The sequence below is a fragment of the Mucilaginibacter puniceus genome, assembly GCF_054783175.1.
Genome location: NZ_BAAGRB010000001.1, coordinates 1288001 through 1311434, shown reverse-complemented (window position 1 = coordinate 1311434; position 23434 = coordinate 1288001). Strand labels below are relative to the sequence as shown.

Here is a 23434-nt window from a genome sequence, read left to right as displayed (position 1 = left end):
TTATAAGTTATGAAGTAAATAATTTACGAATATAATTTTATTCGGGATAACATAGCACATATTACCTGATAATTGACACATAACCCGAATAAGTTTTACGCCCGGGGGTGTTAGGATTAATAATGTAGTAATATACACCTGCGGGTAATTCGGCCCCTTTATACCTTCCATCCCATGCTATGGGGTATCCATTAGAAAAGAATAACTGTTCCCCTAAACGATTAAATATAGTAACCGTTGCTTTGGGGTAGCTTTCCAGATATTTAATAACCCAGGTATCGTTTACACCATCGCCGTTGGGTGTAAACGTATTATTTACTATAGGGGCCTTTAATACAGTCACGGCAACCCTGGCAACTGCACTGCATAATTTATCAGAAGTAGCGGTTAAGGTATAAGTGATGTCATCAGTTGGTCTGGCTATGGGGTTTAATATATCGTCCTGATCAAGCCCGGTTGAGGGCGACCATTTATAGGTTACCGTTCCGCTGCTAATTTTAACGGTGGGCTCTATTTTAACCTGCCCTCCCTCTAATAATTGCAGGTTGGATGCAAGGGTAACTACCGGCGTAGGGTTTACTGTAATTTGTATAGTTGTTGCATAAGTACAACCTGTGTTGCTTGTTGTAAATAAATAATTAATGGTAAATGTCCCTGTACCCGATACTTTAGGATCAAACAATCCGGTGGATGATATACCTGTACCTGTAAAAACGCCTGTACCAGCAAAACCATTTGTATTTTCAAGTATTTGTACCGGCGCATCAGACTGGCAAAGTATTAATCCACTTGCGGGGCTTAATGTAACTATTGGATTTGCATTTACTGTTATGTCATGCTCAGCCACGCTTGAGCATGTTTGGCCTGAATATACCTCCACCCTAACCTTATACTGTTTTTGTAATTGGCTTAACGGGTATATATGACGATACATCCTATCTGCGGGCATGTTTGCAGTTGTATAAGTTTCAAAAACACCAGGATTATTATCGTAATCAAAATACCAAACCACTTTAATGATATTACCAATATCAACAATCGACTCATCTTTGAAAACTACAATATCACTGCTGCATATAGCTAATGGATAAGCAAATGCCGCTTGCGGTACAGAACTATTAACTGTAAACTGCTGGGATTTTACAGATACACAACCCGCGGCACTTGTAACAGTTAAGGTTGCGGTATACAAACCTGTTTGGGTATACCTATGTTGTGGATTTTTTAACGTCGACCTATTATTTGCAGGTGTAGAATTAGGGTCGCCAAAATCCCATAAATAGGTTAATACAGAGTTATCTGCAATAGTGCTTTTATCAGCAAATGGTGCAAATGCATCTGCCAAACACACCTCGGGCAAGGTAAAATCAACTACCGGGGCGGGGTTAACAATAATAGTATTGGTAATAGAGGTTGTACATCCTTTATCGGTTGTAACCCATAAAACCACATTGTAATTGCCTGCTTTTACATAAGTATGGTTAATTACAGGCAATCCGTTATCATAAGGTGCTATGGGAGATCCATCCCCATAATCCCATGCCCATTTATTAATAATTCCATCGGATGAAGTTGAGTTATCTGTAAACGTAATATTCTGCCCTTCGCAATTAGGGGTAGACGCACTGAAACCGGCTACCGGCAATTCGGCTACATGGGTGGTTTTGGTAGTAGTTGTTGTACAGTCATTGGCATCAGTAATAGTTAAAGCTACTGTATAATCACCTGCTGCAGTATAGGTATGGGTTGGGTTTTGCCGCGTTGATGTATTACCATCGCCAAAATCCCATAGCCAACTTTTAACAGTAGTGCCCACAGGGGGTACGGATGTATCCGTAAACGCCGTTGCATCTCCTAAACACGTGTTGGGTGCTACGGTAAAATCAACTGTTGGCAAACCTGTGATTTCGAAATTGTAAGATATATCCACGTCATTCCCGCAATCATCAGCAACAGGATTAAAAACCGTAGCGGTAACTATATGGTTACCTACCGCATAATTTACCAAATTTGGAAACTCATAGGTATATAATGTTACTGTGCCCTGTGTTTTGCTTGATTTTACTACAGGGGAGTTATCTACAAAAACAATAGTTCCATCCACCTTCCACGTTATTTTGTTAGTTTGGTAAGGCATTGTTACCTGCAATTTATAATCTACTCCAACGCAGCCTGCCGTTTGTACATTGTTGGTTTGTGGATTTTGGAACTGTACGTACTCCGTCAGATCTTGTAAATTGGTACCTGCCGCGTAACCATACGACTCTACATTACCAAAGCCATAAGCAATAGCATTAAATGTTTCCGATGCTTTAATGGTATGAGTACCTGAAGTTGTTGACCCACCACCTGTAGAAGTTGGCCCCGAACTTACAGGTATTTGCGCATAAGAATATAGAGAATTTGGTATAGCGGTAAATGAAGTATATGAAGCACCATCCAAAGTAAATGACGAAACACCACTGGTAGGTATTACAACATTAATATAACTTTGCTGTATAGCATAATAACCAGTTGAATACAACGTGACATGATCAAGCCCCTGCTCAATAGGGTTTAAGTAAATCATCTCCGGGTCACCCCTATCTGTGTTATTGGTTGAACAACCTTGGGTACCTGCATATTGTATTACCTGTATAGGCTTATTAGCAGATATAATATTTGTAGAAGAAGAGGTAAACTCGTAATACCCAGACGAAAATTGGCCTGAGGTAAGTAGGGTACCATTTAAAGTTACATTGGTATTTGGATCGCTTAAAACAATCCTGTAAATATCAAACGGGCGTGATTTTAATGGAGCGGTTATGTAGTTTTTGCCCCATGCCGAAGTTGGATAAACTTGCTGGAATAAATTATCGGATGTACCTGCGCCACCACATCCGATGCCTATTTTAGTACTCCCTGAAAAAACAGCTATTTTTTTACAGTCACCAATGTTTGTACTTATTGATTGGATTTTGGTACCCGTTAAATCCATATTTGATAATCCCTGGTAAACTTCGCCCTTATTTAAAACCTTGGTAAAAGCTACACCAGCCGGGGAACCATCTAATAAGGTGGCAGAAGGAGTAATGGAAACAGTAGTATTGTCTTCTGTGCCAATAATATTAAAAAAAGAATATGCGGGATTTTGAGCTGGATTAGCATTAGAATTTTGAGTATAATTTAATGATACATATGTTTTGCCCATTGCACTTACCGGAAACAACAATGTTGCCCCAGATACACTTGACGCATAAATATGAGCATAAACTGCAACAGGGTTTACAGAAGTAATATGAATACCTTTCCTGCCCGTTAGTCCGCTATTATTTCCTAAGAAAGCGCTGGCAGGTATAGTAACGAAACTCACAGCATTTGCGGTTACGTTAAAAGAGGTTGAATATGAACCATCTGCCACATCAACATTACCTGTAGTTGAAATATCTGAAGTAATATATAATATCATATTACTTCCACCATTACCAGTTACGCCACTATTATGATCGCCATACGTGGTCCAAAATTCAGTCCCTTTATTGCTTGTTCCTTGCGAATAGGCATTAAAAAAACATACAGATAGTAATAGTACTATTACAACACTTAGTAGGGGTTTCAAGTTTGCTAATTAGTTAAAAGGTTAGCTATGTAAAATAGTTGTGACTAATATACAAACCTTTACATGAAATTAAAATTAAACTATGTGGCTACTTTTTTTTACTTTTTTTGATACGGTCAATTTCCATATTGGCTAACTCTAGTTTGCGAGAGAGTTCCTTATTCTCTTTTCGCAGATTGTATATCTCAAGCGCGTTCTCTATATATATTTTCAGCTCATCGTTCTGCCATGGCTTAACCAGGTATTTATAAACCTGACCCCGATTTATAGCATCCATAACAGCATTAATGTCAGAAAAACCGGTCAGTAATATTCTTATAGTGTCAGGATATATCGGTATAATGGATTCCAGAAATTCAATACCCGTCATAACGGGCATACGCTGGTCAGTTATTATAACGCCAATTTCATTATTCTCCAGTATCTTTCTCCCCTCCCTGGCAGAGCTGGCGGTGTATATCTCAAAATCTCGCCTAAAGGCTGCTTTAAAGCTATTCAGGTTGTTAACTTCATCGTCAACATATAACACACCTATTTCCATAATTTATTAATTTTAAATAGCATATTTAAACGTTGCTATTCTTAATGCCCATTGGTTTGGCAAAACTATTGTATAAAAATGAAAAAAATAACCCTAATCTTATGCCTTATATTACAATATGTTTTAGCTTTTGCAACAAAAACGGATACGCTTGTAATTAATAAGTCTGGATCAAAGTTTTTAACTAACCAATTCTTTGCTGAATTGGAGGATCCTGGTAAAAGCTTAAAATTTGAGGACGTATTTAACAATCCAAAGTTTCATACTGTTAAATCTAAACTACCTTTTTTAAGGTATTCAAAATCGGCAATTTGGTTAAAATTCACTATAAAAAACAACACCAACAGTTCTGTTATTCCGATAACTACCGGACGAAGCGTAATAGATGATTTTGATATTTATTACCATAATCCCATTAACCACCAAACTACACATATATCGCCAAGTGATTTAAAAACAAACCCCGGTTTTTTATCACAAAACAGCACAATTATTAATTGGTCAATTGATCCAAATACTGTTCAAACAATTTATATAAGGTTAAAAAGCAATATGTCGTCCACAATTCCTATTGAGGTACACAGCCAAGACGAATATTTAGAAAAAAGTGCCATTAACCAGCTAATTAATGGTGCATTAATAGGCATATTTTGGGTGATGGCATTATATAATTTAATACTTTTTGCCATAGTGAGAGACAAAAGTTATCTATATTATGTAGTATACATTATATTCTTCGGACTTTCACAGATTTTGATGCTGGGGTATGGTAACACTTTGGTTTCTGGAAACAAACAGTTATTAAACGAGTATGCGATTCCATTTATCAGAATAGGTTTTGGGTTTTCTATGCTATTGTTTGCTGATGAGTTTTTACAACTTAAACAAAACTTTAAAAAATATTATAAATGGTATTTGGCGTTATACATTTTATTTTTATTACCATTGGTTGCCACAATTATCCATTGGGCAAGCGGCGCCTACCTTTTGATCACCATCAATGTCTTTATTACTTCAATAGCACTACTCTACATTGGGTTTTACATGTATTATAAAGGGTTTAAGCCTGCTAAATTCTTTCTATCAGGTTGGGGATTATCATTAATTGCCATATTAATAACTCTTGCGCGTAATAAAGGATTAATACCATACAACCATTTAACGGCCAATTTTTTAACCTATAGCGCCATAATTGAATTAATATTATTTTCAACCGCTTTAGCAGATAAGATCAGCTTTTACCGCGAGCAAAATATTCTGTCACAAAATTCGGCCCTTCAAATAGCTAAGGAGAATGAAAGACTAATTACCGAACAAAATATCCTATTAGAAAACATGGTAAAGGAACGCACTCAAGCGCTAATTGAAACCAATCAAAATTTATCAGTTACTATTGAAAATTTACAATCAGCCCAGCAACATTTGATAGAGACCGAAAAAATGGCTTCATTAGGGCAGCTCACTGCGGGCGTGGCGCATGAAATAAATAACCCTATAAACTTTGTAAGCGCAAATGTATCGCCGTTAAGGCTTGATTTTAACGAGTTGTTTAACTTGCTTAAATATTACCAAGAAGCGGCCACCCATCCTGAAAACCCCGAATTGTTAAAAACTGCCGAAAAGTTCAAAGAAGAAATTGACCCGGATTTTATAAAAACTGAAATTATGGGCTTAATTAGCGGTATTGAAGACGGCGCAAACCGTACTAAAGAGATTATACTGAGTTTAAGAACCTTTAGTAGAATGGATAAATTGACATTGACACCTGCCAATATTAATTCGTCTATACTAAATACGCTTGTATTACTAAGGAGTTCAATCCCTTACTATATTGAAGTTAAGCCGGTGTTAAATAAGTTGGAACCTTTAAACTGTTATCCGGGCAAGATAGATCAGATGCTAATAAACCTGGTTGACAATAGTATACACGCCATTAAAGCTAAGAAGGCGCATAATGATGAGAGCATACTTATTGTTAGTGAAGACCACGCTGACCATGTATCCATCAAAATAACCGATACAGGCATCGGCATGACTGCCGAAGTTAGGCAACGTATATTTGAACCTTTTTATACAACTAAAGAAATTGGCGAAGGTACAGGGCTTGGGCTATCTATTGTTTTTGGCATTATTGAAAAACACAAGGGCACTATAGATATACAATCAACCTACGGTACAGGTACTACCATAATAATTAAATTACCTAAAAATCTTGAAGAAGAACCATCGAGCGAGGGTGCTATTAGCTAACTCTTTTACCTTTCAGTAGCATATCCATAGCATCATTTAAAGACCCGGCCCGGCTTACCTCGCCCGAGTTAACAAAATATATCTCGTCCGCATTTTCAATGGTATTTAAACGGTGAGCTATAATTACACGTGTAGTAGTTGCAGGAAGATTATTTAATATTTCGCCTAATAACTTCTCAGTTATGGTATCAATATTGGCAGTGGCTTCATCTAAAATAAGTAACTCGGGATTACGTAAAACAGCACGCATAAACGCTATTAATTGCTTTTGCCCCAGGCTAATACTATCAGCTCCTGATGTTACTACGGTTTCTAATCCATTATCAAATATGGCTAACAAATTACCTAAACTGGCATCTTTAATTACCTGTTCTAATTGTTCATTGCTATAGTCTTTATAAAGTTCATTACCATATAAAATATTCTCTTTTATAGTCCCGGTAAATAAAAATGGCTCTTGTAATATAAAACCTATTTTTTTACTACGCTCATTGGCATCGTAAGTTCTTATATCCCGGCCATTTAATAAAACCATTCCTTTATTGGGGTCATACAAACGCGCAATTAATGAGGCTGTTGTAGTTTTACCGCCACCTGTTGGGCCAACCAGGGCATAAGTTTTGCCGCGCTCCATTTTAAAACTCACATTGTGCAATATCTCTTTATCATCATAACCAAAGTGAACATTTTTAAATTCCAATAAACTACCTGATCCATCTGATGCGGCATTTACCAAATCAGGCAAATTGGTTTCCATTGAAAGAATTTGCGACACCCTGTCCCACCCGGCCATAGCTGTTTGAAAATTGGCCCAAAGTGATGCTAACTGTCGTAAAGGATTATAAAAGTTAGTAGCGTATGATAAATAGCTTACCAATAAGCCTATGGTAAACTCACCTATACTAATTAAATAAATACCATAGGCAAGTACGGTTAGCTGTGCTATACTGGCAAATAAACCATAAACCGGCATAAATATATTATTAGCCAACCCGGCAACTATGGCACTTTTATAATTAAGTTTATTAGCTACATCAAACCTTTTCCTAAAATAATCGCGGCGGTTAAAGGCAATTATTACTCTAAAATTATTCAGGCTTTCTTGTATCTCGCCGCTCATGCCACCAACACTTTTTAAATTTTTTGCGTTGACTTTTTTAACCCATGGTGATACAATTGTTGTAAAAATCAATATAAATAAACCCGGCACTAATGCAGCAGCACCAAGTTTAGGATTTATAGCCAGCAAAAATATACCCGCACCCGTCATGGTAACAATGCTGCCAATAAATTGCATTAATGATTGCGAAAAGAACTGGTTTATTTTATCTGTATCATTATTCACACGCGATATCAGATCGCCGGCTTTGTTTTGATTAAAAAAAGCAACCGGCAACTGCTGCAGTTTATTAAATATGGCGTTACGCAGCGTAAACAACATACGTTGTCCTACCCCACCCATTAATTGCATTTGCTGGTAGCTGGCAAACAACCCAACTATATACATACCAAGTAATATGCCCGAAAATACCAGCACACCATGGTATTGTTTAGTAACTACATACTTATCAATGGTATGCCCAATTATATATGGCCCCAATAAATTTATAGTGGCGTTTAACAAAATAGCTATTAAGGCTAAAAACAATGTTTTTCGCTCGTGTGCTATTAATTGCAATAGCTTTTTAACACCTGCATAGGTGGAAGCTTTTTTCTCCTGCTGCGTATTATTGTTCAAATTATAACTCATAATTGCTGGTACTTTGTTGTGAATTAAATATTTGAACGTATTCGGTACTCGTGGCCAATAGTTGTTGATGTGTGCCTGTAGCAATGATTTCACCTTCCATCAACACTATAATTTGATCGTAATGTTCAATCGAAGCAATCTTTTGTGTTACGGATATCAGCGTTAAATCAGGATAATTTTGCTGTATATTTTTTAATATCTTCTGTTCTGTATTAGTATCCACCCTTGCTGTAAAATCATCCAACAATAGTATTTTAGGATCGACAGCTAAAGCGCGGGCCAGCATAATACGTTGCTTTTGCCCGCCAGATAAACTTGAACCGCGTTCAGAAACTATAGTGCTTAATTTATCGGGCAAGCTTTCCACAAAATCATTTAATTCGGCTGTATCAATAGCCTTTTGCAAAGACTGATCTGTTACCTTATCGCTAAAAGCTATATTTTCGCGAATACTCATATTGAATATAATGCTATCCTGAAATACAAAGCCTACCTGGCTATGAAAAGCCTCGCTGTTATAACTATCAATGCTTTTACCATCAAACTCAATCACACCTTCATTTGCAGGAATCAAACCTGTCAATAAGTATAATAATTGTGATTTACCCGCTGCCGTAGGACCTATTATGGCAATTTTTGAACCTGGTTTTATAGCTAATGATACATTTTTTAAAGCAGGCTTTTGCCCGTAAATTACGGTTACTCCTTTAAGTTCAATACCGCCACGCAAAGGGTCAGTTATAGTGCCTTTGTCCTGCAAATCAGGAGCGTTTAATATCATGGTTATACGGCCAAATGATGCTGATGCCTGCGCAATAATATTGCTCATAAACCCTATTATCATTATAGGGAATATCAGCATCATCAAATAACTATTAAAGGCAGCAAAATCGCCCAGGCTCATGGTACCGTTAATTACATAATGCCCACCTAAAGCCAGTATAGTTAAAGCTGATAAATTTGCTGTGAAAGTTATAACCGGTACCAGGCCTGCAAACATTTTTAAAATAGCCAGGCCAAAATCGCGGGCTTTACTGTTTGCTTCTAAAAACTTTATTGTTTCTAATTGCTGCGAATTAATTACACGTATTAATGCCGACCCAAGTATACTCTCATTAATAATTTTATTTAACCAGTCAATTACCTCGCGGCTTTGTTTAAAAAGTACGCGTACTTTACGTAATACAAAAAAAAATGTCCCTCCTATTATAGGAATAATAGCAATAACCGTCAGGGCCAGTTTCCAGTTAATTGTCAGCAATAATATACTGGCGCCAATAATTATAAACAACGATGAGGCAATTGACACAATAGCTTGCGAAACAAACAGCTTTATTGAATCTGTATCGGCAGTTAAATTGGTAAGTAGTTTTGCAGGATTGGCTTTTTCGATAAAAGCATGGCTTTGTTTTGATATTTTATCAGCAAGTTGGGTACGCAAATCGCGCGCTACACGTTCAGATGCATAGGTTTGTATAATACTTTGCAGGTATCCAAATATAAACACCAAAAACGTCGCTGCACTAAACTGAATAATAGTGTGCTGCATATTAAATTGTTGGTGTGTATATGCATCAATGCCATTTGAAATTATTTGGGGAAGCAACAAGTTGATACCATTGCCAAGTAAAGCAAAAACTATGAGTAATATAACTAAACCACGATAAGGTTTAAGCACACTAAATATGCCCGGAGGTTTTTTTATATCTGCTGAACTATTTTTTGGGGGCATATTTTTTATGATAAAACAAGGGCAGTTACTTTACCCTATTCATCATAGACGATCAAGGGGGCAAAACATTTTAACCAATTACAAAATTATTAAAAAAACTTTTCGGGATTGGGCACTAAGTGCAAAAACGATTCAAAATTTTCCTGGTAATGTGATTTATCCACTTTAAAATAAAAAGCACCTTTACGCGATGATAATTTGTCCTTTTCATTTAGTTTAACCAATAAATTGGTTGACAAAAGTTTGCGACTAAAATTTCGATCATCAAATTGAGTTTCATACACCCCTTCATACAAAGTGCGCAATTGCGGAATTGTAAATTTTTCGGGCAATAGTTCAAATAGTACCGGGTGCAGGGCTGCTTTATAACGTAATTGCTTTTTAGCCTGGTTTACCATTTCGGCATGATCAAATACCAGATCGGGCATTTCAGTTAATAAAAACCACTCTGCATGATATTTATCATTTAGCTGATTTTCATATTGATGAATATCAATTAATGCAAAATAAGCAACAGACAAGGTTCTCTCTACAGGGTCACGATTTGGTTTGCCAAAAACCATGAACTGCTCCATGTAAATATCCCTTAACCCGGTACATTCTTCAAGTACACGTATTGCTGCATCATCAGGGCTTTCATATGGTTGTATAAACCCTCCCATCAAACTCCATTTGTTTTTGGCGGGATTGAATCCTCTTTTGATCAATAATAATTTAATATTAACCCCGTCAAAGCCAAATATGATACAATCTGTTGCCAACAAAACACGTGTTTGGCCGGAATATTTACGCATAAGGGATTAATATAAATCTATTAAACTGGTAGGTTTTCACAATTTTAACAATAAAAAAAGCATTTTAACAATTACCCATGTAAGTTTGCATGTAATTTTTTTGTGCTTCTATATTATGGCACCTTAGCTATAAAAAACACCATGCAACAAATTTTTGACCCTAGAGCAGATTATATAATACAAGACGATTCGGTACTATTAAGGCCATTAATAGCAACTGATCTTGAATTACTTTTACCTTTTGCACTAAATGAGCCCAACACCTGGAAACATTCATTAATTAGCGCGGCTGGTAGGGAAGGTATGACTAACTATATCAATGCAGCGCTTGAAGCCAAAGCTACAGGAAAAGAGTACCCATTTATTGTATATGATAAACTAACTCAACAATATGCAGGCTGTACACGGTTTTATGATATTCAGCCCGGTTATCATACTTTACAATTGGGATACACTTGGTATGGCGAAAAATTCAGGGGTACAGGATTAAATAAGCACTGTAAATTTTTACTATTACAACTGGCATTTGAAACTTTGGGAATGGAACGTGTGGAGTTTAGGGCTGATGCAAATAACGAAAGAAGCATTGCTGCCATGAAAAGCATAGGATGTACCGTTGAGGGTGTTTTAAGAAACCATCTGCCTTTGCCCGATGGCAGCCGCCGACACTCGATAGTTTTAAGTATTTTAAAAGATGAGTGGTATGACTGTGTTAAAACAAACCTTAAAGCTAAGATAGATTCTGAATAACAACAAATAGGCAAAACCCAATGTCATTGAATTATATTTGCCATATAACAAACTATCATTATGTCAACAAAACTTACCATTAACAATAACGGATCAGTAAAAATAGAAGGCGATTTTGAAATTGTAGATATGCAAGGCAATAACTATGGCTTACAGGGCCGTACAGTAGTTTCAATTTGTCGTTGCGGCTTGTCTGCCAATAAACCATTTTGTGATGGGTCGCACAAAGGCCATTTTGAACATAATGCAGTAGCATTTGATCTGCCTCCCCGCAAGGTTTAAATATCACTTCATATCACTTTGAGGTATTTTGTACATATAGGCTACCACGGCACTAATTATAGTGGTTGGCAAATACATCCGGGAGTATTAAATGTGCAGGAGGTATTACAAAATGCGCTTAGTCAAATATTAAAAACACCTATCGCCATATTTGGCTGCGGAAGAACTGATGCACAGGTGCATGCCAGCCAGTTCTTTTTTCATATGGATGTGGATAAGGAATGGAAATTTGACCTCCTGTTCAGGTTAAATAAGCTGTTGCCAAACGATATCGCCATATTTGATATTATATCCATGGAAGGCTTACCACATGCCCGTTTTGATGCTATTGAAAGGACGTACGATTACTTTATACATAACTATAAAGATCCCTTTTTAAGCAGATTCAGCTCATTTTACGCCTATAAAAATTTGGATATTGCTCAAATGGAAGCGGCAGTAGCTTTGCTGCCACTATATAATGACTACCGGGGTTTTTGCAAAAGCCCCGACAGGAATGAACATACCATCTGCAATATTGCATCTGCCGGCTTATACGTAAGCCCGGGTGAAGATAAAATCCGTTTTCAAATATCGGCCAATCGGTTTTTAAGCAAAATGGTACGAATAATTATGGGGCGATTATTAGAAATTGGTAAGGGCAAATTAAGTGTTGATGAGTTTGAGTATTATTTGACAAATAAAATAACTCCTGCGATTATCACTCCCGCCTATCCGCAAGGGCTGTATCTATCAAAAGTAACCTACCCCTATTTAGATATACCTGCACGTACAGATTTTACAAAAATGCTGCAGGATAGCATTAACTATTAAAAGTTTCCAGGTAAAGATCCTCTACCTTTTTACGTGCCCAATCCGTTTTACGCAAAAACTTCAAACTTGATTTCACGCTTGGGTCAGATAAAAAACAATTGATGCGTATGCGATATCCCAATTCCGGCCAGCCATAATGGGCTACTAGTTCAGTAATTATAGCTTCTAAAGTTTTTCCGTGCAGTGGGTTATTTTGTTGCATTGGTTCAAAAATAAACATCTTAACCATACAACAATCTAAAAAGCAAAAAAGGCCGGATTTTACGATCCGGCCATTGAATAATTAATTGGTCTCAATTTTTATATCAACGATACCTGCTTAGTGATAGTTTTTTTACTGGCTGCAGTTTGTGCATCAGGCTGGCTTCCGCCTACTGTGATGGAAACTTTACCTTTTATAATTTTTGCATTGCCATCAGCTGTTATCAATGATAGGTCCTGAGGGGTTAACTGGAACTTGATAACCTTAGTCTCGCCTGCTTTAATAAAAGTACGCTCAAAGCCCTTTAATGCGCGTATAGGGGCGCGCATACCTGTAACAGCGTGCGATAAATAAAGCTGACTTACTTCTTCACCATCTCTTTTGCCTGTATTAGTAACTTTTACACTTACAGTAACCGGTTTGCTGCCTTGTATAGTAGCAGGAACTGTTAATCCATCATATTTAAAGGTAGTGTAGCTTAAGCCATAACCAAAACCATATAAAGGCTTGCCGTTAAAGTAACGGTAAGTACGGTTCTTCATCGAGTAATCGCTTATTGAAGTTGGCAAATCCTTATCGCTTTTATAGAAGGTTATCGGCAAACGACCACCCGGGTTATAATCACCAAATAAAACATCAGCAAGGGCGGTACCTGCCGCCTGGCCACCGTACCATGCATTTACTATAGCCGGCAGGTTTTCTGATTCCCATGGTGTAGCAACAGCCGAACCTGACATTAATACAAATACAACCGGTTTACCGGTAGCTTTAAGGTCCTTTACTAAATCTGTTTGGTTTTTAGGCAACATAATTGAGGTACGATCTCCACCTCTGAAACCATCTTTATTGGTCAGCATCTCCTCGCCTTCCAAATCAGGAGTAATACCGCCTATAAATAAAATTACATCAGCATCTTTAACACTATCTACCAATTTACTGTTATCAGCTTTAACATTGCCGTTAACCACATACTCTGTACCTAAATGATACTCAACCACAGTAGCAGGGCCCAATTTAGCTTTGATACCTTGTAATGGCGTAACCGAGCGTGAAGCTGTACCAAAATAATTACCGCGTATACTTCTCTGATTATCAGCATTGGGGCCTATAATGGCTATCTTTTTTAGGTTTTTGCTTAATGGCAATAAGTTGCCTTGATTTTTCAATAAAACAATTGACTGACGAGCCATTTTCAAAGCGTGAGCCTGATGCTCTGGGCTTTCTAAAACGCTCAAAGGTATTTGTGAGTATTTATTAGCAGGGTCTGCAGCATCAAATAAACCTAAACGGAAACGGGTAGTAAATAATCTTCTTAATGAAACATCCAGATCTTTTTCAGTTAATTTACCATCAGCAACTGCTTTGGTTAAAGCTTTATAAGCGGCATTAGGCAGACTACCTACTATACACTCTACATCGGTACCGTGCAATACTGCATCCGCGGCAGCGCTGGCGGCATCATTAAAAGTTTGGTGAGCAGTTGATTTATAAAAATCATCAATACCACCACAATCTGAAGTTAAATAACCGGTAAATTTCCATTGATTACGTAAAATGTTATTTAACAATAAATCGCTACCGCAGCAAGGTTGACCCTTGAACGCGTTGTAAGCACACATTACACCTTCAACCTTAGCGTCAACTACCAATGTTTTAAATGCAGGCAAATAAGTATCCCACAAATCATAATCACTTACATCGGTATTAAATTTATGGCGAGTTGATTCAGGACCGCTGTGTACTGCATAGTGCTTGGCACAAGCCGCAGCTTTAAGGTATTTAGGATCATCCCCTTGTAAACCGGTTACAAAGCTTTTACCCATTGATCCTGTTAAATACGGGTCTTCACCATAGGTTTCCTGACCACGACCCCATCTTGGATCTCTGAAGATGTTGATGTTAGGAGTCCAATAAGTTAGGTTTACATAACGTGTACCTGTTTTTTTATCTTTAATGCTTTGGTTGTTGATTGCGCGGCCCTCTTCGGCAGTATAATCGGCCATTGTATGTAATGATGCCTTATCAAAAGTTGCTGCCATAGCTATGGCTTGCGGGTAAACGGTTGTTCTGAAACCATTTGCGCGGGCAACACCGTGTAAAGCCTCATTCCACCAGTTAAAAGCCGGTACGCCTAAACGCTCAATGGCAGGTGCCTGGTTTATCATTTGGTTTACTTTTTCGTCCAAAGTCATTTGCGATATCAGGTCGTTCACACGCTGATCAATAGGCAAAGCCGGATCTTGAAATTTGTATTGATACTTGTCTCGTTTTACCAATGCCAGGGTAGGCAACAGCAACACCAACAGGAATAATAGATTGAGTTTGTTTTTGAAAAACTTTTTCATTTAAGATATAATTTGTTCGATTTATTTTTTTCGGTTATATATAGATTAATCCAAACTGCAATAGTCATGTCAAACAAATAAACAACAATAAATTTGAGGCTAATGAGTTAATTTTTTAAAATTAGCAAATTATATAAAAAGTATGTAATTGATACTTCAATATATTATTTTAATTACATAAGGCATATTTATAACGATTTACTTTTTTTTAAATAAAAAGCTTTTTACCTTACGTACTATTATAAACCAATATAAAAATATGAAACATTTATCAGCCCTTAAAGGCTTGACGCTTGCTACCGTCCTGTTTTTTGCAGCAGGTTGCGCTGTAGTTGCACAAACCCCATCAAAAAAAGATGCCGACAAGTGGGTTAAAAGCAAAGCTTATGCTCCAAATTTCAAAGCTACTGTTGATCCATCAGTAAACAGTGTTGAATTTGCCAAACAATACAACGCTAATAAAGCTGTTTGGGATAAAGTATTTGCATTTTTAGCAAACCCTGACCTGGCTACCATGCGTGGCAGCCACGTTAACATTGACGGCGAAAACGGCGAGAATGCCTACGCTATATTTGTAAATGATATCCCTAAAGATTTTGCCGCATCAAACTGGGAGGTACACAAAAAATATATTGATGTACATTATGTAATTGAAGGTAAAGAAAAAATTGCAGGCGTACCTTTTTCTAAGGAAATTGAAGCCGCTGTTGTAACACCTTTTAATGAGAATAGCGACATTGGTTACTACAAGCATGATGCCTTTGACAGCACAAAATATGGAATTGCTACTCCTGAAAACTTTTTTGTTTATTTCCCAAGTGAATTTCACCGCCCGCACTTAAAAGTTGACCCTGCAGTTGCAGAGCGAATGAAAAAAGTGGTTATTAAAGTTAAATCAGTTAACTAAAAGAAACCCTATAAACAAAAAAGGGACCGCTATAATTAGTGGTCCTTTTTTTTGTTACCATATAATTTCTATCTGCTTGCGTTAACTATGGCAATCGCTTCTTTGGTTGCGGCCGTTAATTCGTCATACTTTTTGCCTTCCATAACATCTTTGCTTATCAGCTTACTACCCATACCTACCGCACAAACACCTGCTTTAAACCAGCCCCCAATATTCTCTTTAGTTAATTCAACGCCGCCTGTTGGCATAAATAAAGTATTTGGAAACAATTCTTTAATTCCCGCTAAAAATGACGGACCCAACAAGTTACCAGGAAATAATTTGATCACTTTAGCACCTAATGATTCGGCTTTTATAATTTCAGTAGGCGTCATACAACCTGGTACCCAAAGCATATCGTATTTGTTAGCTACAGGTATAACATCTTCCACTAATCCCGGGCTTATAATATAGTCGGCACCAGCATCAACAAATGCTTGTGCGCTTGCACCATCTTTAATAGTGCCAACACCCAGGTACATACCACCTAACTCTTTATCACAAACTTCGCGCAATTTGACAAAATTCTTTAGTGCGGCTTCGCCACGATTGGTGTATTCAACAGTACGAATACCGGCGTTATATAAAGCATGTAAAATGTTTATACTAACTTCTGTATCCTTATTAAAATATAAGGGTAGTATACCCTGTTCCGGTATCAATTTTAAAATTTCAGCTTTTTTACTCATGTTATCTCATTGTAATTATTGGGGTAAAGCTAAAAAGAAACATTTAATAACACATTTAAAATAATCACAAAATTAACAATTGCAATCGATTACGATTTTTCAACTAAATCTTCTTTATTAATTTGGAATATGTAATTTTGGCGCTACAATAAAAGATACTAAAGCCAAATTTTCAATCTAAAAAATCGATATCGATGTCAAAAAAAATAGTAACACTTGGAGAAATAATGTTGAGGTTATCTACTCCTGATTATAAAAGATTTGTACAGAGCGATAGCTTTGAAGTCACCTATGGTGGCGGTGAAGCTAACGTTGCGGCGGCACTTTGTAACTATGGTCTAAACGGAACCTTTGTATCAAAAGTACCGGCAAACGCTATTGGACAGGCAGCTATAAACCACCTGCGCCGTTATGGCGTGGATACACAATTTGTAGCTCGTGGTGGCAAGCGTTTAGGTATCTATTTTTTAGAAACTGGCGCATCAATGCGTGCTTCGCAAGTAATATATGACCGTGCCGATGCTTCTATATCAGAAGTTGAAGCCAGTGAATTTGACTTTGATAAAATTTTAGATGGTGCCGATTGGTTCCACACCACCGGCATCACCCCTGCCCTTAGCGATAAGGCTGCTGCTTTAACCTTAGCTGCATTAAAAGCGGCTAAAGCTAAAGGTATTACTACCAGTATTGATTTGAACTATCGTAAAAAATTATGGAGCAAAGAAAAAGCCCGCGAAGTAATGACCGAGCTTTGTAAATATGTTGATGTTTGTATTGGTAACGAAGAAGATGCTGATACTACTTTAGGATTTACAAGTGCAGGCACTGATGTTACCAAAGGTGAGTTGAACCTTGATGGTTACAAAGACGTATTTAAACAAATGAAAGAAAAATTTGGCTTTAAATATATTGCTTCTACTTTAAGAGAGAGCCATAGTGCATCAGATAACGGATGGAGCGCTTTGGTATATGATGGCACCGAGTTTTATCATACTAAAGAGTATAGCATACGTATTATTGACCGTGTTGGTAGCGGCGATTCATTTGCCAGCGGCTTTATTTTTGGTTTGGTTACAGGCCTTAAAATGAGCGATGCTGCCGAGTTTGGTGTGGCTGCATCGGCTATTAAACACACCATTCCTGGCGACTTGAACCACGCTACTTTAAGCGAAGTGCAAGAGTTAGTAAAAGGTGACGGCTCTGGCCGCGTACAAAGATAGTTGATAGATCATGGTTCGTAGTTCATGGCAGTTTTACCATCAACTATGAACCGTTAACCATGAACCAAATGATTATAGATACATTAGCCAGTGCCGAAAAATACTACGGCCTGCATAAAAATTTTAAAGTTGCTTTTGATTATTTAACCTCGGCAGATTTGAACGCAGTTGAAGCGGGCAAATTTGATATTGCTGATGGTGTAATGATCATAGCATCAGACAATGAAGGCAAAACTGCCGAAGTTGCTACCGAAAAATTTGAATGCCATAATAAAAACATCGACATACAGGTATGTATACGCGGCAATGAAACCATTGGATGGAAACCGCGTACCGATTGCACCCAACCCAAAGGCGACTACAATGACGAAAAGGATGTGTTATTTTTTGCTGATACACCGGATATGTACTTCAATTTAAAAGGTGGGCAGTTTGTTATTTTTTACCCCGAAGATGTACACGCGCCAATGATAGGCGAGGGTTTGATCAAAAAAATGGTGGTAAAGGTTAGGATTGATTAATATAATCCCTTTTTATAAGCAAAAGAGCCGCATTTCGCGGCTCTTTTGCTTATAACTCAAAATATTCCTTAGCATTATAATAGCAAATGTCCTGGATGATCTTACCTGTCCAGGCTATATCATTTGGTAATTCGCCGTTTTCAATATCATTACCAAACAGGTTACATAAGATCCTGCGGAAATACTCATGGCGCGGGAACGACATAAAACTGCGCGAATCCGTCAACATTCCCACCATACGGCTTACCAAGCCAATATTTGATAGGGAAGTTAACTGTGCTATCATACCATCCTTTTGGTCGTTAAACCACCAGCCGGAACCAAACTGAATTTTACCCGCTACTGATCCATCATTAAAATTTCCGGTCATTGCTGCAAATACATCATTGTCTGAAGCATTCAGGTTATATAATATCGTTTTGGTGAGTTTGTTCTCTTTCTCCAGTTTATTCAGGAAAGTTGACAATGCCCTGCCCTGCTTAAAGTCGCCTATCGAATCCCAGCCGGTATCAGGGCCAAGTTCGGCAAGGGCACGCGTGTTATTGTTACGTAAACTACCTAAATGATATTGTTGCACCCATCCCTTTTCATGATCCCACTCGGCAAAAGTTAACAGCATGAAAGTTTTAAACTTAGCACTCTCCTGCGGGGTAATGGTTTGCTTATTTCTTATTTTTTGGAAAATTGATTTAACTTCCTGCTCAGTATAATCTTCAGCAAACATATGTTCCAAACCATGATCAGATATGGTACAGCCATTGGCTGCAAAATAGTCATGACGGCCTTTTAATGCAATTAAATAGCTCTCCAGATCATTTATATCCACATCAGCTACTTCTTGCATCTGATCAATATAATGGTTCAACGCAAGGATATCTTCAGAAAACATTGCTTTATCCGGCCTGAAGGACGGCTTGACCTTAGTTGCAAAACCATCTTTAAGCAGTTGCTGATGATACTCCAGGTTATCCAGCGGATCATCAGTAGTACCAATCATTTGTACGTTTTTACCGGTTATAAGATTCCGTACGCTATACGCCGACGATTGCAGCTTTTCGGTACATTCATCATAAATTTTACGCGCATTAGCAGGCGATAAAATTTCCTTTATGCCAAAGTATCGCTGTAACTCTAAATGCGTCCAATGATAAAGCGGGTTGCGCAGGGTATAGGGCACTGTTGCTGCCCATTGTTCAAATTTTTCCCAATCGCTTTTATTACCGGTTATATATTCCTCATTCACGCCGTTGGCACGCATAGCGCGCCATTTATAGTGGTCGCCATATAGCCAAATATGCGTAAGGTTATTAAAATTTATATCAGCAGCAATTTGGTCAGGTGGAAGATGGCAGTGATAGTCAATAATAGGCATCTCACTGGCATAATCATGATATAGCTTCTTAGCGGTTTCTGTCTGTAATAAAAAGTCCTGGTCAAGAAAATTCTTCATCTAATAAAAATGGTGATTGCAGGTAACAATATTACCTATAAATCACGGCTTATCAAGATAAAAACTATCTTTTTTAACTTACTTAATATCCAAAACTGCTAAATACTAACCTATTTAAGCTGTCTTTTTTGCGGTCATAATAATTACAATACCGCCTACCAATAATACCCCGCCAATATATGGTGGCCAGTTTACTGACTTTTCCTTGTCGGCAGATATTTCAATAGGCCCCGCGTCAACAATTTTTTCCTTTTTGGTATACGTGAAGCCGGTCCATATTAACATTACGGCACCTATAATTACCAATACAATTCCAACTGTTCTGCTCATAGCAATCTGTTTTAGTGTTATGTTATAACACCACTTACCGGTAATTGTTCATTAACCATAAAAAAAGCCGCCCCGATTAATCGGGGCGGCTTAGTATAATGTTGATTAAATTATTGCCTTGCAGGAGGTGCTTGCGGCGGACGACCACCACCAAAACCACGGCGTTGTATTCTTACGGTATCTAATTCGGCTACTGTCCAGGGGGTTTTCCTGTCAGCAGTTATCTCTCTGATACGGGCTACATCAGCGTCTCTTACTACCGGGGCGTTATTGCCAAAGTTGCTGCGTATATAGCTTAATACCGAAGCAATATAGTTATCTGTATTACCACCTAAGGCAGGCATAACATCCGGGTAAGTTTTACCATTTACAGGGCCACTTAACCCATGTAGTAGTATACGTACCAGTTTGTCAGGTGCCTGGCTGCTAACATCAGTGTTATTTGCCAAAGCAGGGGCCGGCATTGCACTACCTCCAACTGATACACCTTTGGCATCGCCACCATGGCAGGTTGCACAAAGCTCTTTAAATATAGCTTGTCCTTTTTGCACCAACTCGCGGTCTGCCTGTGCCAGCAAAGCCTGTGCTTTAGCTTGTTCAGCACGACGGTTAAGCTTATCATTATAATCCTTATTAGATAAGGCTAAAATATTACCAGGATATTTCTCTATAAGTTCCTTTACAGTTGCTTGTGCCTTTGGCGAAGAGTTAAATCTTAATGTTAATGATAATTGATAACGTACATCGGCACTTGGATCATCTTTTAATGCTATAACCTGCTCTAACGCCTGCGCATCTTTCTTGATCAAATCCTCACCTATCCAAACAGCCTGTTTACGTACCTGTGCATCAGCGTCTTTCAATGCAGTGCCCAATACCTGTACGGTCATCTCGTTCATGCCATTCAAGGTCCATAAAGCGTGTATACGCGATAAAGGATTAGCTGAAACAGCTAAAGTTTTTAATGCCTGTACAACTGATTTATCGTTACGTACAACCAATTCTTTTTGTGCAGCATCTCTCCACCATCCGTTAGCATTATTTAAGTGCTGAACTAACTGTGCACTGGTTTCGTTAAGCATATTAGGCTTAACTTTTGAAGGTTTTATACCATCATATACCACACGATAGATACGTCCGCGGCCAATAACTTTTTGTAAGCCTTTATTTAAAATTTTAGGGCGAAGGAAACTTCCTTTACGAGTCCAGTTACTTTCTTGTATAATACCGTGGTACATATCTACAATATATAATGAACCATCAGGACCTGTGGCGGTATTTACCGGGCGGAAGTTTAAGTCTGTTGATGCAATAAACTCCTGCTCGTTATAAGCGTTTACCAAAGTTGTTTTACCATCAACTGTATTAACTTTAGCACGACGTATTAAACGGCCCACAGGCTCACATATTAATAAGTCTCCGCGTATATCCATCGGTAATTTATCACCACGATAGATAGATTGGCCATTACAAGCGGTAAAGTGGTTTAAAGTACTATCTGTAAGACGCAACCTAAATAAACCACCCTGAACGTCAGGAGTAGCTACAATAGGCCATACTTTTTGAAACTCAGCATCAAACTGATCGTTGATATCAAATGTACCATAGTGCGGGTTTTGCTGAAAGTTACTTGCAGGTAACTCGCTACCAGCAATTGAGAAAAACAAACGGCCATAATTATCATGAGTTAAACCCCACTGTCCGCGCGGTGGTTCAACCAATGTATCAGGCACCAACATATCGTTTTTGTATTCATAACGTACCTGGTCAACCGTAACATAAATACGGTTATCAATATTCCAGTCTAAACCACTTTTTTGGTGCTCCAGGTTTTTGTTATCAACCGCGTCATTTTTATAAACCTGTACTTTTTTATCAGCTACACCGTCACCGTTAGTATCTTCATAGCTAAAAATGTTATAGGTATTGGTTTCGTTAACTATCACTTTATGGTTAATACAAAGCAACATACGTGGTAAAACCATGTTATCAATAAACACGGTCATTTTATCCATTACACCGTCACCATTAGTATCTTCTAAACGTTTAACACGGCTGGTTTTAGCAAACTCATTTGATCCGTCCTCATCCAGCATATAGGTGTTTAATTCCGCAACGTACATTACGCCGTTACCATCCCATGCAATTGCTGCCGGTTGGCTTACCATAGGCTCGCTGGCTACGAGCTGTAAGTGATACCCTTTAGGCAGGTAAATGCGTTTCATACTTTCCTCCGGTGAAAAAGGATCACCACTTACATCAGCCTGAACTTTTATTTTACCGGAAGCATCACGTTCGATAGGTAATTGAGCTATATATCCTGTTTTACAAGCATATACAAACATGGCTACGGCTGATACCGCCAATATTATTTTGTTGGTTTTTTTCATTGTTTTTTACCTTTGAATTTTTTACCCATTGTATATTGCAAAGCACCTAATATGTGGTCTAGCACCATGGGCTCTGAAAAGCTTTCGTTTGTATGACCAAGGGCAGTATAAAACGCACGCCCTCCATCAAAATCATGATACCATGCTATAGGATGAACCTCACCCATTTTTAAATTTGTTTGTGTACCATAATCCTCTGTATTTTCATCAAGTGTTATTAGTACATGCAGGTCTTTAGGATTACTACCCGGTTTAAAGCTATAATATTCATCAGCTCTTGTCCATGTTTCAGGCAAAGCCTTAGTAGCCGGATTTTTCTTGTCTACTATATGTAAAGTAGCAGTTTGTACGTTTTTACGTGGGTGGCCCAAAAAATACCCGCCAACTAATTGTCCATACCAGCTCCACTCATACCCAAAATCGGTTGCAGAGTGAATACCTAAGAAACCACCACCATTTTTTATATAATCTTTAAACGCTTCTTTATTTAATGAGTCTTTAAACACTATACGTCTATCAGTTGGGTTTGAAGGGCTTGTAGGGGACAGAAAAATAATAGTAGCATATTGCTTCAGGTTATCTTTGGTAAATTTAGATACATCAGTAGTCGTATCTACATCAAATTTATTTTCGGCACCTAACTTTTGTATCGCAACAATGCCCGGTTCTATTGAATTGTGATGATATACGGTAGTTTTACTAAATATAAGCACTTTAGGATTTTGCGCCCACGCCATAGTAGTACCGCAAACAAACAGCATTACCATAACACCCAGCGCAGTTACGCTTATTGGGCAATTGGTTTTTCGTTGATTCTTCATTTTATTATTG

Annotated in this window: 19 protein-coding genes; 7 read left to right on the top strand and 12 right to left on the bottom strand. The window is 37.9% G+C overall.

The features are described 5' to 3' along the window. Positions 1 to 61: 61 nt before the first annotated feature. Positions 62 to 3598, bottom strand: coding sequence for a PKD domain-containing protein (locus tag ACYVJ6_RS06285; protein ID WP_460693177.1), 3537 nt, complete (start codon positions 3596 to 3598; stop codon positions 62 to 64). Positions 3599 to 3686: 88 nt separating this feature from the next. After that, positions 3687 to 4139: a response regulator gene (locus ACYVJ6_RS06280; RefSeq protein ID WP_460693176.1), complete on the bottom strand. Its 453-nt coding sequence runs from the start codon at positions 4137 to 4139 to the stop codon at positions 3687 to 3689. Positions 4140 to 4217: 78 nt separating this feature from the next. Here ACYVJ6_RS06280 and ACYVJ6_RS06275 point away from each other — a divergent pair, with 78 nt between their 5' ends. After that, positions 4218 to 6389, top strand: coding sequence for a sensor histidine kinase (locus ACYVJ6_RS06275; protein WP_460693175.1), 2172 nt, complete (start codon positions 4218 to 4220; stop codon positions 6387 to 6389). On the opposite strand, the gene ACYVJ6_RS06270 is transcribed toward ACYVJ6_RS06275, so the two are convergent. The 3 genes from ACYVJ6_RS06270 to ACYVJ6_RS06260 form a co-directional block, all read right to left on the bottom strand. Beyond that, positions 6382 to 8139 carry an ABC transporter ATP-binding protein gene (locus ACYVJ6_RS06270; RefSeq protein WP_460693174.1) on the bottom strand — a complete coding sequence of 586 codons (1758 nt, stop codon included), beginning with the start codon at positions 8137 to 8139 and terminating at the stop codon, positions 6382 to 6384. The two genes, ACYVJ6_RS06275 and ACYVJ6_RS06270, sit on opposite strands and share 8 nt — an antisense overlap. Then, complete coding sequence (locus tag ACYVJ6_RS06265) at positions 8129 to 9871, bottom strand: ABC transporter ATP-binding protein (RefSeq protein WP_460693173.1); 1743 nt, start codon at positions 9869 to 9871, stop codon at positions 8129 to 8131. The genes ACYVJ6_RS06270 and ACYVJ6_RS06265 overlap by 11 nt, the downstream gene beginning before the upstream one ends. 89 nt (positions 9872 to 9960) lie before the next feature. Next, positions 9961 to 10665 (bottom strand): NUDIX hydrolase, encoded by a 705-nt coding sequence (locus ACYVJ6_RS06260; RefSeq protein WP_460693172.1) that lies wholly within the window; start codon positions 10663 to 10665, stop codon positions 9961 to 9963. A 141-nt stretch (positions 10666 to 10806) separates the two neighbouring features. On the opposite strand from ACYVJ6_RS06260, the gene ACYVJ6_RS06255 reads away from it, so the two are divergent. The 3 genes from ACYVJ6_RS06255 to truA are packed head-to-tail and all read left to right on the top strand — an operon-like array spanning position 10807 to position 12510. Then, positions 10807 to 11415: a GNAT family N-acetyltransferase gene (locus ACYVJ6_RS06255; RefSeq protein ID WP_460693171.1), complete on the top strand. Its 609-nt coding sequence runs from the start codon at positions 10807 to 10809 to the stop codon at positions 11413 to 11415. A gap of 57 nt (positions 11416 to 11472) precedes the next feature. Further along, positions 11473 to 11697: a CDGSH iron-sulfur domain-containing protein gene (locus ACYVJ6_RS06250; RefSeq protein ID WP_460693302.1), complete on the top strand. Its 225-nt coding sequence runs from the start codon at positions 11473 to 11475 to the stop codon at positions 11695 to 11697. 18 nt (positions 11698 to 11715) lie between these two features. Beyond that, a complete protein-coding gene (gene truA, locus ACYVJ6_RS06245; RefSeq protein ID WP_460693170.1) occupies positions 11716 to 12510 on the top strand; it encodes a tRNA pseudouridine(38-40) synthase TruA in 795 nt (264 codons plus the stop codon). On the opposite strand, the gene ACYVJ6_RS06240 is transcribed toward truA, so the two are convergent. Both ACYVJ6_RS06240 and ACYVJ6_RS06235 read right to left on the bottom strand, forming a co-directional pair. Next, complete coding sequence (locus ACYVJ6_RS06240; protein WP_460693169.1) at positions 12500 to 12712, bottom strand: VF530 family protein; 213 nt, start codon at positions 12710 to 12712, stop codon at positions 12500 to 12502. The two genes, truA and ACYVJ6_RS06240, sit on opposite strands and share 11 nt — an antisense overlap. A 98-nt stretch (positions 12713 to 12810) precedes the next feature. Then, a complete protein-coding gene (locus ACYVJ6_RS06235) occupies positions 12811 to 15057 on the bottom strand; it encodes a glycoside hydrolase family 3 C-terminal domain-containing protein (protein WP_460693168.1) in 2247 nt (748 codons plus the stop codon). 259 nt (positions 15058 to 15316) lie between these two features. On the opposite strand from ACYVJ6_RS06235, the gene ACYVJ6_RS06230 reads away from it, so the two are divergent. After that, complete coding sequence (locus ACYVJ6_RS06230) at positions 15317 to 15964, top strand: YhcH/YjgK/YiaL family protein (protein WP_460693167.1); 648 nt, start codon at positions 15317 to 15319, stop codon at positions 15962 to 15964. A 68-nt stretch (positions 15965 to 16032) separates the two neighbouring features. Here ACYVJ6_RS06230 and ACYVJ6_RS06225 read toward each other — a convergent pair whose 3' ends face one another. Further along, positions 16033 to 16692, bottom strand: coding sequence for a beta/alpha barrel domain-containing protein (locus ACYVJ6_RS06225; protein ID WP_460693166.1), 660 nt, complete (start codon positions 16690 to 16692; stop codon positions 16033 to 16035). A 194-nt stretch (positions 16693 to 16886) separates the two neighbouring features. Here ACYVJ6_RS06225 and ACYVJ6_RS06220 point away from each other — a divergent pair, with 194 nt between their 5' ends. Together ACYVJ6_RS06220 and ACYVJ6_RS06215 are read left to right on the top strand one after the other, a co-directional pair. Continuing rightward, a complete protein-coding gene (locus ACYVJ6_RS06220; RefSeq protein ID WP_460693165.1) occupies positions 16887 to 17912 on the top strand; it encodes a PfkB family carbohydrate kinase in 1026 nt (341 codons plus the stop codon). Between the two features lie 68 nt (positions 17913 to 17980). Then, positions 17981 to 18433, top strand: a complete 453-nt coding sequence (locus ACYVJ6_RS06215; RefSeq protein WP_460693164.1) for a NanQ anomerase/TabA/YiaL family protein — start codon at positions 17981 to 17983, stop codon at positions 18431 to 18433. A 49-nt stretch (positions 18434 to 18482) separates the two neighbouring features. Here the strand turns inward: ACYVJ6_RS06215 and uxaC are convergent, their stop codons facing one another. The 4 genes from uxaC to ACYVJ6_RS06195 all read right to left on the bottom strand — a co-directional run bounded on the left by uxaC (position 18483) and on the right by ACYVJ6_RS06195 (position 23424). Next, positions 18483 to 19883 carry a glucuronate isomerase gene (gene uxaC, locus ACYVJ6_RS06210; protein WP_460693163.1) on the bottom strand — a complete coding sequence of 467 codons (1401 nt, stop codon included), beginning with the start codon at positions 19881 to 19883 and terminating at the stop codon, positions 18483 to 18485. 114 nt (positions 19884 to 19997) lie between these two features. Beyond that, the gene (locus ACYVJ6_RS06205; protein ID WP_460693162.1) at positions 19998 to 20213 is read right to left on the bottom strand and encodes a hypothetical protein; all 216 of its coding nucleotides are present in this window, start codon (positions 20211 to 20213) and stop codon (positions 19998 to 20000) included. A gap of 110 nt (positions 20214 to 20323) precedes the next feature. Continuing rightward, on the bottom strand, positions 20324 to 22603 hold the full coding sequence (locus ACYVJ6_RS06200) for a DUF7133 domain-containing protein (RefSeq protein WP_460693161.1): 2280 nt from the start codon (positions 22601 to 22603) through the stop codon (positions 20324 to 20326). Continuing rightward, positions 22600 to 23424 (bottom strand): ThuA domain-containing protein, encoded by an 825-nt coding sequence (locus ACYVJ6_RS06195; protein ID WP_460693160.1) that lies wholly within the window; start codon positions 23422 to 23424, stop codon positions 22600 to 22602. Before ACYVJ6_RS06195 ends, ACYVJ6_RS06200 begins: the two co-directional genes overlap by 4 nt. Positions 23425 to 23434: the final 10 nt, after the last annotated feature.